Origin of the sequence: Streptomyces spinosus (assembly GCF_020400655.1) — a bacterium.
In the GTDB taxonomy this organism is placed as follows: Bacteria; Actinomycetota; Actinomycetes; order Streptomycetales; family Streptomycetaceae; genus Streptomyces; species Streptomyces argyrophylli.
The window spans coordinates 359,763-373,182 of sequence record NZ_JAINRC010000004.1; the positions used below are offsets into that span (position 1 = coordinate 359,763).

Genomic DNA, 13,420 nt, shown 5'->3' on the forward strand with positions numbered 1-13,420 from the left:
GTCTTCTGGATTTTCATCCCTGGGTCTTCTGGATGGCTTCGCGGAGCACCTGGCGGTCGTCGAAGGGACGGACCACGCCGGCGATGTCCTGGCCCTGCTCGTGGCCCTTGCCGGCGACCAGCACGGTGTCGCCGGCCTGGGCGCGGCCCACGGCGGCGGCGACGGCGGCGGCCCGGTCCTCGAAGAGCAGGACCTCGCCGCGCTCGTGCGCGGGCACGGAGGCCGCGCCCTGGAGCATGGTCGCGAGGATGGCGAGGGGGTCCTCGGAGCGGGGGTTGTCGGAGGTCAGTACGGCCGTGTCGGCGAGGCGGGCCACGGCGGCGCCCATCGGGGCGCGCTTGGTCTGGTCGCGGTCGCCACCGCAGCCGAGGACGACGTGCAGCCGGCCCTTGGTGACCTTGCGCAGCGCCTTGAGCACCGACTCGACGGCGTCGGTCTTGTGGGCGTAGTCGACCACCGCGAGGTAGGGCTGTCCGGCGTCGACGCGCTCCAGGCGGCCCGGGACGCCCGGGACGGCGGCGATGCCGTCGGCGGCGGCCTGCGGGTCGAGTCCGGCCGCGGCGAGGGCGACGACGGCGGCGAGGGTGTTCGCGACGTTGAAGGGGCCCGGCAGCGGCGACTTGGCGTGCACGCGCTCGCCGTTCGGGCCGAGGACGGTGAACGTCGAGTCCATGGGGCCGACCTGGACGTCCTGGGCGCGCCAGTCGGCGTCGGGGTGGCCCTCGGCGGAGAAGGTGACGACCGGCACGGTCGCCTCCTTCGCGAGCCGGCGGCCGTACTCGTCGTCGGCGTTGACCACGCCGAGCCTGCTGCGCCGTGGCGTGAACAGCTGCGCCTTGGCCTGGAAGTAGTCCTCCATGCCGGAGTGGAACTCCATGTGTTCCGGGCTGAGGTTGGTGAAGACGGCGATGTCGAAGACGCAGCCGTCGACCCGGCCGAGCACCAGGGCGTGGCTGGAGACCTCCATGGCGACCGCCTCGACGCCCCCTTCGCGCATGACGGCGAACAGGGCCTGGAGGTCGGTGGCTTCCGGCGTGGTGCGCTCGGACTTGATGCGCTCGTCGCCGATGCGGATCTCGACGGTGCCGATGAGGCCCGTCGAACGGGCGGTCCTCAGGCCGCCTTCCACCAGGTAGGCGGTGGTGGTCTTGCCGGAGGTGCCGGTGATCCCGATCTGGAGCAGGTCGCGGCCCGGGTGGTGGTAGATCGTGGCCGCCAGCTCTCCCATCCGGCCGCGCGGGTCCTCGACCACCAGGACGGGCAGCCCGGAGGCGGCGGCGCGCTCGGCGCCCGTGGGGTCGGTGAGCACGGCGACGGCGCCCAGGCTCGCGGCCTGGGTGACGAAGTCGGCGCCGTGCAGCCGGGCGCCCGGCAGGGCGGCGTACAGGTCACCGGGGCGGACCGCGCGCGAGTCGTGGGTGATCCCCGTGACCTCGGCGGCGGCTTCCGGCGCGGTGACACCCAGCTGGCCGGCGAGCTCCGCGAGGGGTGTGGCGGGAAGCGTCGTCGGCCGGGGCAGTCCCGGATACGTCACGGGTTGGCCCTTCTGGGTGATGGGGGACTGATCAGCGTGTGGCACGGCGGTGAGCGTACCGGGCGCACCCGCTCCGGAGCGAAGCGAGGGCCTGTGGGCGCCTTGGTTCCCGGGGTCCGGGGTGATCGTTGTCACGAGCTGGTTCCTGGTGTTTCCGAGGTGCTGATCAGGGCTTGTAGTCGACGGGCAGGTTGGCGGCCTTCGCGCCGGTCGGCGGGACCTGGAGGGTCTTCAGGGCGAACTCCATCACCTGCTTGTAGATGGGGGCGCAGATCTGGCCGCCGAAGTAGCTGCCCGAGGTGGCGTTCTGGATGGCGCAGTAGACGGTGATCCGCGGTTTGTCGGCCGGAGCGAAGCCGGCGAAGGACGACGTGTAGCCGCGGTAGCGGCCGGTGAGCGGGTCCACGCGGTTGGCCGTGCCGGTCTTGCCCGCGACCCGGTACCCCGGGATGCGGGCCTTGATGCCGGTGCCCTGGCCGTCGTCCACGACGGACTCCAGCATCTGCGCCAGGCTCCTGGCGGTCTTCTCGCTGACGACCCGTGTCCGTTCGGGCTTGGGCGCGGGGTCGAAGCGGCCGTCGGCGCCCTTGGTGCCGCGCACCAGGGTCGGCTGGACGCGGACGCCGCCGTTGGCGATGGTCGAGTACACGGAGGCGGCCTGCATCGCGTTGATGGAGAAGCCCTGGCCGAAAGGGATCGTGTACTGCTGCGAGGTGGACCACTTCTGCGGCGGCGCGAGGATGCCGGCGGTCTCGCCGGGGAAGCCGAGTCCGGTGGGGCTGCCGATGCCGAACTTGCGCAGGTAGGAGTAGAGGACCTTGTTGGCCTCGGACTGGGTCCTGGCGAGTTCGCCGGTGGCCAGGATGGTGCCGATGTTGCTGGACTTGGCGAGCACGCCGTTGAGGGTCAGGTTCCAGGTGCCGTGGTCGACGTCGTCCTGGAAGAGCCGGTCGCCGCGGTGCAGCCGGTTGGGTACGACGACGTGGGTGAGCGGGGTCGCGACGTTCCGCTCCAGCACGGCCGCCATCGACATCACCTTCGCCGTGGAGCCGGGCTCGTAGGCGTCCTGCACGGCCGCGTTGCCCATGGCGTCGCCGTCGGCCTTGGACAGGTCGTTGGGGTCGAAGCCGGGCGAGTTGGCCATGGCCAGGATCTGGCCGGTGCGGGTGTCCTGGACGATGACGTAACCCCGGTCCGCCCGGGACTTCCTCACCTGCTCGCTGATCGCGTGCTGCGCGGCCCACTGGATGTCGCGGTCGATGGTCAGCTCGACGTCGGAGCCGGGCACGGCAGGGGTCTCGGTGGACCCGGCCGTCGGCACCTGGCGCCCGCCGGCCTGGGCGTAGCGGACCTTGCCGTCCTTCCCGGACAGCTGCTTGTCCAGCTGCTGCTCGACGCCGCCGCCGCCCTGGCCGTCGGCGTTGACCCAGCCCAGTATCCCGGCGGCCAGGTCGCCGTTGGGGTAGACGCGCTGGCTGCTGGGGTCCGCGAAGACACCGGCCAGCACGTTGACGGTGGTGTGGTCCGTCTCCGACTTGTTGGTCAGCGCGGTCTTCAGGTCCTTGATCTGCTTCCAGACCTGCGGGGTCTGCCGGGTGGCTAGCCGGGTGTAGCGGGAGTTCTTGTTCGCGGGGCGCAGCTTCTTGACGAGGGTGGCCTGGTCCTGGCCGAGGATCGGCGCGAGCAGCGCGGCGGCCTTCTCCGGGCCGTCGGGGATCTTCAGCTGCGCGCGGCCGAACATCGTCGGGTCGGCCGTGATGTCGTACGCGTCCTCGCTGACGGCGAGGGCGACGCCGTTGCGGTCGGTGATCTCGCCGCGCTCGGCGGCCAGTGTGTGCACCACGTACCGGTTCTGCTCGGCCCGCGCCGTGTAGGAGCTCGCGTCGACGGCCTGGACCTGGAGCAGCCGCACCACGAAGGCGAGCAGCACCAGGGTCAGGGCGAGGCTGACCAGCCGCAGCCGGGGCCGGGGGCTGCCGAGCCGGAGGGGGCGCGACACCGGGGGCCGGCCACCGCCGGAGCGGCGGACCGGCCGGGCGGCGGGCGCGGGCTGCCGCCGGACGGCACCCCGGGGCCGGGGCGGCTTGGCGGGCCCGGGCACGCGGCGGCGCGGCGGTTGCCTGTCGGACACTTCCGTCACCTGCCGGGGGTCGGGGTGGGCTGGGGGAACGGGAACGGCGTCGTCGCGCCGGCCGGGGGCGGCGTCCGGGCCGCACGCCGCCGGACGACCGGACAGCGGAGCCCGGCGCGCGGGGCCACCGGCCGTCCCTGGCACCCGCACCGGCCGCCGCCACCGGGGCGCGGCCCCATCCGGACAGGCCGGCGCCGGGAGGCGCGCGGCGACGGGCGCGGGGAGCGGTGTCCACCCGGCGCCGGCGGGCCGGAGCGGGCGGGCCCGGGCACGCGGCGGCGCGGCGGTTGCCTGTCGGACACTTCCGTCACCTGCCGGGGGTCGGGGTGGGGAGCGGCTGGAGGGTGGCGGGCGGCGCGGGGGGCGCGGCCGCCGGGTCGCCCGGGGGCTGGGCCGGCACGGCGGGGGCCGGGGCGGCGGGCGGGGCCGCGGGGAGGGTGGCGCCGGCCGGGGTCATCGGCCCGGAGACGGCCGGGGCGAGCGGCCCGGGGCCGGCCGGGGCCGTGAGGGCGGCGGGCTCGGGGGCGGCGACGCCGGGGACGCCCTTGACGGTGCCGTCGGGGCCGAGGAAGGCCGGGTCGCCGCCGGGGACCATGCCGAGTTCGCGGGCGCGGCGCTGCAGGGCGTCCGGGGACGAGTAGGCGTCGATGTCGCGCTGGAGGGCCTGTTCCTCGTCGGTGAGGCTCTTCGTCCGCTTCTGCAGGTCGGCGAGTTCGAACGAGCCCTCGCTGAGCGCGGAGTTCAGCACCAGCAGTCCGATGAGGCCGCCGCCGAGGAGCAGGACGACGAGCAGGACGAAGGGGGTGCGGGCGGCCTGGGCGCGGCCGGCCGGGAGGAGCCGGGCCAGCCGGGCGGCCCTCCCCTTCAGCTCGGGTTTCCTGCTCACTGCTCCCCCGGTGCGTGCGGGACACCGCTCCCCCGGTGCGCGGGGGAACCCTTCCGACCCGTCTCGCTCACTCGACGTCCTCCCGGATGCGCTCGGCACCCCGCAGTCTGGCCGGCGCGGCCCGGCGGTTCTCGGCGATCTCTTCCTCGGTGGGAAGTTCGGCACCACGGGTGAGCAGCTTGAGCCGCGGCTGGTAGCGCTCGGGCACGACGGGCAGCCCGGGCGGCGCGGTGGTGGCGGCCCCGGCCGCGAACACCTGCTTGACGAGCCGGTCTTCGAGCGAGTGGTACGACAGCACGGCGATGCGCCCGCCGACGTCCAGGGCCTTCACTGCGGCCGGGATCGCCCGCTCCAGGACGGACAGTTCGCCGTTGACCTCGATGCGCAGCGCCTGGAAGGTGCGCTTGGCCGGATTGCCGCCGGTGCGCTTGGCGGCCTGCGGCAGCGCGTCCCGGATGAGTTCCACCAGCCGCGCGCTGTTGGCGAACGGCTCCTTCTCGCGCTCCCGGACGATCGCGGCGACGATCCGCTTGGCCTGCTTCTCCTCGCCGTACGCCCGCAGGATCCGCACGAGTTCGCCGGCCGGGTAGGTGTTGAGGACCTCGGCGGCGCTGATCCCGCTCGTCTGGTCCATGCGCATGTCCAGGGGCGCGTCCTGCGCGTAGGCGAAGCCCCGGCCGGCCTCGTCCAGCTGCATGGAGGAGACGCCGAGGTCGAACAGGACGCCCTGCACGCGCGCGGTGCCGAGCCGGTCCAGCACCTCGGGCAGCTCGTCGTACACGGCGTGCACGAGGGTGGCGCGGTCCCCGTGGGCGGCCAGCCGCTCACCGGACAGCCGCAGCGCCTCCTTGTCCCGGTCGAGGCCGATCAGCCGCACTCCGGGGAACCGGACGAGCAGCGCCTCGCTGTGCCCGCCGAGGCCGAGGGTGCAGTCGACGACCACCGCGCCCGGCTGCTCCAGGGCGGGCGCCAGCAAGTCCAGGCACCGCTGGAGCATCACCGGGACGTGTCGACTCTGGCTCAAGGGGGCCTCTCAGGATCCGGCGCAGGATACGCACCGCCGCGGGTCCCCGCCAGCTCGTGAAGGGACGGCCTGCCGGCGCCGGAAGCGTCAGCCGACCGGGAGCGGGAGGAGGCCGAGCCGTACGTACGCGCCGCGCGCGTGGGGAGACGGTCCGGGCGCATGCCGGGGTCTCCGGGGGTTTCACCAGCAGGAAGAGCCACGCCTCCCGCTTCGCGCCACTTTAGTCCACCCTGTCTCGCGGTCAATCAACCGGCCTGCGCGTCGCGCACCGCGCACGGGCCGGGGCGGTCATTCGAACGGATTCGTCCGTCCGGTCGGGTTCGCCCTCCGTGTGGGTTGCCTCACAATGCGCCACGATGACGGTTCCCGTCCCCTCTCACAACACGCCGGAACCCCGGGTGACCAGTAACGTCGTCGGTATGACGACTTCCGCAGCAGTGCCCACTGGATCCGAAGGCGCCATACCGGCCGGTGACACCGTGACCGACCGCCTCGTGGAGGCCAACCGGCGGTACGCCGAGGCGTTCACGGACCCCGGCATGGACGCCAGCCCCGTTCTCCACGTCGCCGTCGTGGCGTGCATGGACGCCCGCCTCGACCTGCACCAGGCCCTCGGCCTGCAGCTCGGTGACTGCCACACGATCCGCAACGCGGGCGGTGTGGTCACCGACGACGTCATCCGGTCGCTGACCATCAGCCAGCGCAAGCTCGGCACCCGCAGCGTCGTGCTCATCCACCACACCGGCTGTGGCCTGGAGGCGCTCACCGAGGACTTCCGCACCGAGCTGGAGATGGAGGTCGGCCAGCGGCCGTCCTGGGCGGTGGAGTCCTTCCACGACGTGGACCAGGACGTGCGCCAGTCCATGCAGCGGGTGCGCACCTCACCGTTCCTGCTGCACACCGACGACGTCCGCGGTTTCGTCTTCGACGTGCGCACCGGTCTGCTGCGCGAGGTCGACCCGGCCTGATCCGGGGTGCCGGCCCACCGCCCCGGTGCGCGTTCCGCCGTCCCCGTGCCGAAAACCCGGTCGAAAAGTCGTAAGACCGGCATCGTGCGGGCAGTTGTCCACAGGCGAGTGACACGAATCGGTAACGGCAGCAAGAATGCGGGGTGTGACGTCACGCGGAACTTTTCCCGCGTGGTGTCCGTGTTTCGGGGTGGGCCGGTTTCGCACGAGAGCGTCGGCCCGGAAAGAACGGGCCGAGGAGGGCCGGGTGACGACCTATGACGATCGAGCGAGCCTCACTGAGCTGACCGCCACGGTGGAGCGGGTGCGCGGTTCGGTGGAAGGCGTGATCGAGGGCAAGCCCGAGGTCGTACGACTCGCGCTGACCGTGCTGCTCGCCGAGGGCCACCTGCTGATCGAGGACGTCCCCGGGGTGGGCAAGACGATGCTCGCCAAGGCGCTGGCGCGGTCCATCGACTGCTCGGTGCGGCGTATCCAGTTCACACCGGACCTGCTGCCCTCGGACATCACGGGCGTGTCCATCTGGGACCAGCAGCGCCGGGACTTCGAGTTCAAGCCGGGCGCCATCTTCGCCCAGATCGTGATCGGCGACGAGATCAACCGCGCCTCGCCCAAGACCCAGTCCGCGCTGCTGGAGTCGATGGAGGAGCGGCAGGTCACCATCGACGGGCAGACGTACGAACTGCCCAGCCCCTTCATGGTGGTGGCCACCCAGAACCCGGTCGAGATGGAGGGCACCTACCCGCTGCCCGAGGCCCAGCGCGACCGCTTCATGGCCCGCGTCTCCGTCGGCTACCCGAGCGTGGAGGCCGAGTTGCGGATGCTCGACGTCCACGGCGGGGTCAGCCCGCTGGAGGACCTCCAGCCGGTGGCGCACGCGCACGAGATCGTGAAACTGGTCGAGGCGGTCCGCGGCGTGCACGTCGCCGAGCCGGTCCGGCGCTACGCGGTCGAACTGGTCGCCGCCACCCGCACCCACCCCGACCTCAGACTCGGCGCCTCCCCGCGCGCGACGCTGCACCTGCTGCGCGCGGCCAAGGCGTCCGCGGCCCTCGCCGGCCGGGACTACGCGCTGCCCGACGACGTCCAGGCGCTCGCCGTCGCCGTCCTCGCCCACCGTCTGCTGCCCACCGCCCAGGCCCAGCTCAACCGCCGCACGGCCGAGCAGGTGGTGCTGGAGATCCTCCAGCACACCCCGGTGCCCACCGCTCAGTCCCCGGCCCCGCAGAACGGCTTCGGCGGCCTCGGCCGCGGCGTCCCGGCCTATCCCCAGCAGCCTCCGCGGGGTCTGTGATGAGTTCCTGGGGGGCCGGACCGGCGGAGGCCGACCGCGGGGAGGCGGGCGGTGTCCGTACGGCCCTGGCGGGCCTCACCACCCGGGGCCGCTCCTTCCTGGCCGCCGGGATCGCCGCCGCGATCTGCTCGTTCGTGCTGGGCCTGAGCGAGCTGCTGCGGGTCGGTCTGCTGCTCGCCGTGCTGCCCCTGCTCTGCGCGGCCGTGCTGTACCGCACGCGCTACCGGGTCGCCGCGAGCCGCCGTCTCGCCCCCGCGCGCGTCCCCGCCGGCAGCGAGGCGCGGGTGCACCTGCGCATGGACAACGTCTCCCGGCTGCCCACCGGCCTGCTGATGCTCCAGGACCGGGTGCCCTACGTCCTCGGGCCCCGGCCGCGCTTCGTGCTGGACCGGGTCGAGCCGGGCGGCCGCCGCGAGGTGTCCTACCGGGTCCGCTCGGACCTGCGGGGCCGCTATCCGCTCGGCCCGCTCCAGCTGCGGCTCACCGATCCCTTCGGCATGTGCGAGCTGACCCGCTCCTTCTCGACGTACGACACCCTGACGGTGATCCCGCGCGTGGAGCCGCTCTCCCCGGTCCGCTTCGGCGGCGAGGCCAAGGGGTACGGCGACGGGCTGCAGCGTTCGCTGGCCCTCGCTGGCGAGGACGACGTCATCCCGCGCGGCTATCGCTACGGCGACGACCTGCGCCGGGTGCACTGGCGGTCCACCGCGCGCTACGGCGAACTGATGGTGCGCCGCGAGGAGCAGCCACGGCGCTCCCGGTGCACCGTGCTCCTGGACACCCGTGGCGGCGCCTACGAGGGCGCGGGCCCGGACTCGGCCTTCGAGTGGGCGGTCTCCGGTGCCGCCTCCGTGCTGGTGCACATGCTGGAGCGCGGCTTCTCGGTACGGCTGCTGACCGACAGCGGCAGCGCTGTGCCCGGCGAGGGCGCCGACGGGTTCGCGGGCACCGGACAGGAGACGGCGGACGCGGCCGGGCTGATGATGGACACCCTCGCGGTGATCGACCACTCCGACGGCACGGGGCTGTCCCGGGCGTACGACGTGCTGCGCGGCGGCAACGAGGGGCTGCTGATCGCCTTCCTGGGCGACCTGGACGAGGAGCAGGCCACGACGGTCGCCAAGATGAGCCGGCGCAGCGGCGGCGCCGTCGCCTTCGTGCTGGACCCCGACACCTGGACCCGGGAGGCGACTGACGTCCCCCGCCCGGGTGACCGGCACGAGCGGCGGCTGCGGATGCTGCGCGAGGCGGGCTGGACGGCGCTGAGCGTGCCGCGCGGCGCCTCGGCCGACGAGCTGTGGCGGCGGGCGGACCGGGAGCGTTCCGGGCTGACCGCCGTGAGCGGGGAGGCACGGTGATGAGCGGGCGGGCACGACTGGCACTGTGCGCGGCGGCGGCCACCCTGATGGCCTCCTGTGCGCTGCTGCCGCTGGTCACCGAGCCGACCTGGCTGCTGCAACTGGTCCCGCTGGTGGCCGTCCAGACCGGAGTCGGGGCGGCCGCCCGGCGGGTGCCGCTGGGGCGGACGCTGACCGTGGCGGCGCAGGCGCTGGTCACCCTGATGCTGCTGACCCTGGTCTTCGCCCGGGGGCACGCGCTCCTCGGGCTGATCCCCGGCCCGGACACCTTCCGGTACTTCGCCGGCCTGCTCCAGCAGGGCACGGACGACGTCAGCCGGTACGCGACACCGGCACCGGTCACCGACGGCATCAAGCTGATGCTGATCGGCGGCGCGCTGGTGATCGGCCTGCTGGTCGACACGCTCGCGGTGACGCTGCGCAGCGCGGCCCCGGCCGGGCTGCCGCTGCTCGCGCTGTACTCGGTGGCCGCCGGCCTGTCCGGCGGCGGCGCGGACTGGCTGTGGTTCCTGGTGGCGGCGGCCGGCTATCTGATGCTGCTCCTCGCGGAGGGCCGGGACCGGCTCGCCCAGTGGGGCCGGGTCTTCGGCGGCGCGCCCCGCACCCCGGGCGGCCCGGAGGGCGCCGTGGCACCGGTGCGCACCGGACGCCGGATCGGCGCGGTGGCGCTCGGCGTGGCCCTGGTGGTGCCGCTCGCCCTGCCCACGATCAACGGCGGCCTGCTGGACGCAGCGGGCGCCGGCGTGGGAGTGGGAGGCGGCAACGGGGGCACGATCTCGGCGGTCAACCCGCTGGTGTCCCTGCGCGACAACCTGAACACGAACGACGACCGCCAGGTGCTGACACTGCGGACGGACACGAACGACATCTCCGACCTGTACCTGCGGATCGTCTCCCTGGACGACTTCGACGGCACCACCTGGAAGCCGGCCCAGCGGCACATCGTCGGCGTCCCGGACAGGCTCCCCACACCCGTCGGCCTGGGTTCGGACGTCGACCGCGGCAAGGTGACGACGACCGTCACGGCGGCGGACTGGTACGCGCAGGACTGGCTGCCGATGCCCTACCCGCCGAGCGATGTGAAGATCAGCGGCCGGTGGCGGTACGAGCCCGTCGGGATGACCCTCGTCGGCGACCGCGGCCAGACCACGCGGGGCGAGACCTACCAGGTGACCAGTCTGGACGTGCGGCCGACGGCGGAACAGCTGGCCGCCGCGCCGCAGCCGCCGGCCGCCCTGCGGCGCGAGTACACCAAGGTGCCGCCCTCGCTGCCGAAGGTGGTGGCCCGCACCGCGCAGGAGGTCACGGCGGGCGCGACCAGTCACTATGAGGAGGCCGTGAAGCTCCAGGACTGGTTCTCGGTCAACGGGGGCTTCCAGTACGACACCTCGGTGGAGGTGGGTCGCGGTCCCGGCGCCATAGCGAACTTCCTGAAGAAGAAGCAGGGCTTCTGCGTCCACTTCTCCTTCGCGATGGCGGCCATGGCCCGCACCCTCGGCATCCCGGCCCGGGTCGCGGTGGGCTTCGCGCCCGGCACCCCGCAGGCCGACGGCACGGTCGCGGTGAGCCAGAAGGACGCGCACGCGTGGCCCGAGCTGTACTTCGAGGGCGTGGGCTGGACCCGTTTCGAGCCGACCCCGACCCGGGGCACCACGCCGTCCTACACCCAGTCGGACACGCCGGGCAGCTCGGTGCCGGAGGAGGCGCTGCCGTCCAAGGGGGCGTCCTCGGCGCCCTCGGCGGCGGCCTCGCCGAGCGAGAGCTGCGCCGGTGAGCTGCGCAGGCTCCAGGCCTGCGGCAGCGCGTCCGCGGCGGCGGTCCCGGCCCACGAGGACGGCGGCGACGGCTGGTGGTGGTGGCCGCTGACCGGGCTGGGCGCGCTGCTGGTCCTGGCGGTTCCGCTGTCGCCGCTGCTGTGGCGCGAGCGGATGCGCGGGCGCCGGCTGGGCGGGCACGACCGGACGCCGGGGGGCGCGGCGGCGCACACCCTGGCGGCGTGGCAGGAGCTGACCGACAGCGCCTGGGACCACGGCATCGCGCCGGACGAGTCGCTGACTCCGCGCAAGGCCGCCGACCGGATCGTGCGGCTCGGCCATCTCGATCCGGCGGCCGGGGCCGCCGTGCACCGGGTGGCGGACGCGGTGGAGCAGGTGCTGTACGCGCCCGCCCCGCGCCCGGCCCCCGGGACGGCACAGGACGTACGCCGGGTGACCGAGGCACTGCGGGCCACGGTGAGCACCGGGACGCGGCTGCGGGCGCGGTTCCTGCCCCGCTCCTCGGTCCGGGTGCTGTGGACGCTGTCGGCCCGCTGGTCGACCCTGCGAACCCGCCTCACGGCAGCCCGCCCGACACTCCGCCGTCCATCAGGGCAGCGAAGCTGAACAGCCGCGCCGTCCGTACGGGCGGCGCGGCTGTTCACGTCCCTCACGGCTGACCTCGGGCAAGACGGTGGGCGTGTGCTGAGTGGGGCCGACACGGGGCTGAGTGCGGGCGGCGCAGGGCAGGGGCGGCCGGCACTGGGTGGTCGGAGGGGCCGGGCACGCGTGAGGGGCGGCCACCGGCTGGTGGCCGCCCCTCACGGATGTCCGCGGGTCCGGCGCCGTGGGAGGCGCGGCGCGGTCAGTGACCCTGTTCGTCCCGGCGGCGCTGCCAGCGCTGCTCGATCCGGTCCATCATGGAGCGCTTCGGCCGCGCCTGGCGGCGCGGGCCGCCCGGGGGCTGCTCACCCGGCTTCGGTGCCTTGCGCCAGCCGGTGACGGCGAGCACGGCACAGCCCAGCATGACGAGGAACCCCACCACGCTCACCCAGATCAGCTGCGCGACCATTCCGGCCATGAGGAGCGCGATACCCGCGAGGAAGCCTGCGGCCGCCTGGTAGACCCGCCGCCGGGTGTACGTCCGCAGCCCGTTTCCCTCAAGCGCCGACGCGAACTTGGGGTCTTCGGCGTACAGCGCTCGCTCCATCTGCTCAAGCATTCGCTGCTCGTGCTCAGAGAGCGGCACGGAGTCCTCCTCATCGTGCAGTCGCCGGGGGCGACCCGGGGGGTCCCTTCAGGATAGGCAGGGAATCGCCCCCGTGAAACCCGCCCCTCTACGCCAATTGGCCAACCGGAGCCCGTCATGGCCGTCCGACTCGCTGAGGCTTCCATTCCCCGGCGGCCGACCCGTCATGCCGGGCGGTGTACCTCGATCATACGGCGCAAACCCCTCGATCGGGGGGCTTGTGGCGTACTCCATCCGCGCACGAGGCGCTGATCAGCGGCTCGTCCCGGCTGCGCGCCCCGTCCCCGGGATGCGCTCGCGTGCCGAGGGTGTCTCAGGCCTCGCGAGGACCCGGGGTCTCACCGAGCACATGGAGCTGGGTGGCGACGGAATGGAACGCGGGCAGCTCGGCCGCCGCGGCCTCCAGCTTCAGCAGCGCGTCGAGGGCACCGGGCTCGGTGTCCACCAGCACCCCGGGCACCAGGTCGGCGAAGACGCGCACCCCGTGTACCGCACCGACCCGCAGACCCGCGCCCTCGACCAGCGCGGTGAGCTGCTCGGCGGTGAAGCGACGGGGCATCGGGTCGCCGGCGCCCCAGCGGCCGTCGGGGTCCCGCAGCGCCTGGTGGGCCTCGGTGAAGTGGCCGGCCAGGGCGCGGGCGAGCACGGCACCGCCGAGGCCGGCCGCGAGCAGGCTGAGGACGCCCTCGGGGCGCAGCGCGGCGACCGCGTTGCGGATGCCCTCGGCCGGGTCGTCCACGTACTCCAGGACGCCGTGGCACAGGACGGCGTCGTAGCCGCCGCGCTCGACCACGTCGAACAGGCCGTGCGCGTCGCCCTGGACCCCCTTGACCCGGTCGGCGACACCGGCCTCGGTGACGCGGCGCTCCAGCGCGAACAACGCGTTGGGGCTGGGGTCGACCACGGTGACGCGGTGGCCGAGGCGGGCGAGGGGCACGGCGAACCTGCCGCTGCCGCCTCCGGTGTCCAGGACGTCCAGCGAGTCCCGGCCGGTGGCCTTGACCCGGCGGTCCAGGGCGTCCTGCAGGACCTCCCAGACCACCGCCGTACCGAGAGAGGCGCGAGGGCGGGAGGGGTCGGAGCGCAGCGACGTCGTCTGGGGGTGGTGGTGGGAGACGGGCGGGCGCATCGGGTCCGACACGGCAGTTGACTCCTCGGCGGGGCGGGACTTCAGGCGATGTCCACCCTATTGCCTCCACGCCGTGCCTGGTCACCGCGGCGA

Annotated in this window: 10 protein-coding genes; 4 read left to right on the forward strand and 6 right to left on the reverse strand. The window is 73.9% G+C overall.

Annotated elements, in window-relative coordinates:
* Positions 1-13: 13 nt before the first annotated feature.
* The 4 genes from LG395_RS10870 to rsmH form a co-directional block, all read right to left on the reverse strand.
* Entirely contained in the window at positions 14-1,534 is a 1,521-nt protein-coding gene (locus tag LG395_RS10870; RefSeq protein ID WP_225809269.1) for a UDP-N-acetylmuramoyl-L-alanyl-D-glutamate--2,6-diaminopimelate ligase, read from the reverse strand.
* Between the two features lie 166 nt (positions 1,535-1,700).
* The gene (locus LG395_RS10875) at positions 1,701-3,665 is read right to left on the reverse strand and encodes a penicillin-binding transpeptidase domain-containing protein (protein ID WP_308071231.1); all 1,965 of its coding nucleotides are present in this window, start codon (positions 3,663-3,665) and stop codon (positions 1,701-1,703) included.
* A 307-nt stretch (positions 3,666-3,972) separates the two neighbouring features.
* Positions 3,973-4,551: a cell division protein FtsL gene (gene ftsL, locus LG395_RS10880; RefSeq protein ID WP_225809225.1), complete on the reverse strand. Its 579-nt coding sequence runs from the start codon at positions 4,549-4,551 to the stop codon at positions 3,973-3,975.
* Positions 4,552-4,618: 67 nt separating this feature from the next.
* Complete coding sequence (rsmH, locus tag LG395_RS10885; protein WP_225809226.1) at positions 4,619-5,575, reverse strand: 16S rRNA (cytosine(1402)-N(4))-methyltransferase RsmH; 957 nt, start codon at positions 5,573-5,575, stop codon at positions 4,619-4,621.
* Between the two features lie 419 nt (positions 5,576-5,994).
* Here rsmH and LG395_RS10890 point away from each other — a divergent pair, with 419 nt between their 5' ends.
* The 4 genes from LG395_RS10890 to LG395_RS10905 all read left to right on the forward strand — a co-directional run bounded on the left by LG395_RS10890 (position 5,995) and on the right by LG395_RS10905 (position 11,576).
* A complete protein-coding gene (locus LG395_RS10890; RefSeq protein WP_225809228.1) occupies positions 5,995-6,543 on the forward strand; it encodes a beta-class carbonic anhydrase in 549 nt (182 codons plus the stop codon).
* Positions 6,544-6,790: 247 nt separating this feature from the next.
* The gene (locus tag LG395_RS10895; protein ID WP_225809229.1) at positions 6,791-7,837 is read left to right on the forward strand and encodes an AAA family ATPase; all 1,047 of its coding nucleotides are present in this window, start codon (positions 6,791-6,793) and stop codon (positions 7,835-7,837) included.
* Positions 7,837-9,195 carry a DUF58 domain-containing protein gene (locus LG395_RS10900; protein ID WP_225809230.1) on the forward strand — a complete coding sequence of 453 codons (1,359 nt, stop codon included), beginning with the start codon at positions 7,837-7,839 and terminating at the stop codon, positions 9,193-9,195. The genes LG395_RS10895 and LG395_RS10900 overlap by 1 nt, the downstream gene beginning before the upstream one ends.
* Positions 9,195-11,576 (forward strand): transglutaminase TgpA family protein, encoded by a 2,382-nt coding sequence (locus tag LG395_RS10905; protein WP_225809231.1) that lies wholly within the window; start codon positions 9,195-9,197, stop codon positions 11,574-11,576. Before LG395_RS10900 ends, LG395_RS10905 begins: the two co-directional genes overlap by 1 nt.
* A 238-nt stretch (positions 11,577-11,814) precedes the next feature.
* On the opposite strand, the gene LG395_RS10910 is transcribed toward LG395_RS10905, so the two are convergent.
* The gene (locus LG395_RS10910; protein WP_171157149.1) at positions 11,815-12,198 is read right to left on the reverse strand and encodes an SCO2097 family morphological protein; all 384 of its coding nucleotides are present in this window, start codon (positions 12,196-12,198) and stop codon (positions 11,815-11,817) included.
* 313 nt (positions 12,199-12,511) lie between these two features.
* Complete coding sequence (locus LG395_RS10915) at positions 12,512-13,339, reverse strand: class I SAM-dependent methyltransferase (RefSeq protein ID WP_225809232.1); 828 nt, start codon at positions 13,337-13,339, stop codon at positions 12,512-12,514.
* Between the last annotated feature and the right edge of the window lie 81 nt (positions 13,340-13,420).

Coding starts and splice junctions, on each gene's coding strand:
- LG395_RS10890 (WP_225809228.1), top strand. CDS start 5,995: ATGACGACTTCCGCAGCAGTGCCCACTGGATCCGAAGGCGCCATACCG.
- LG395_RS10905 (WP_225809231.1), top strand. CDS start 9,195: ATGAGCGGGCGGGCACGACTGGCACTGTGCGCGGCGGCGGCCACCCTG.
- LG395_RS10900 (WP_225809230.1), top strand. CDS start 7,837: ATGAGTTCCTGGGGGGCCGGACCGGCGGAGGCCGACCGCGGGGAGGCG.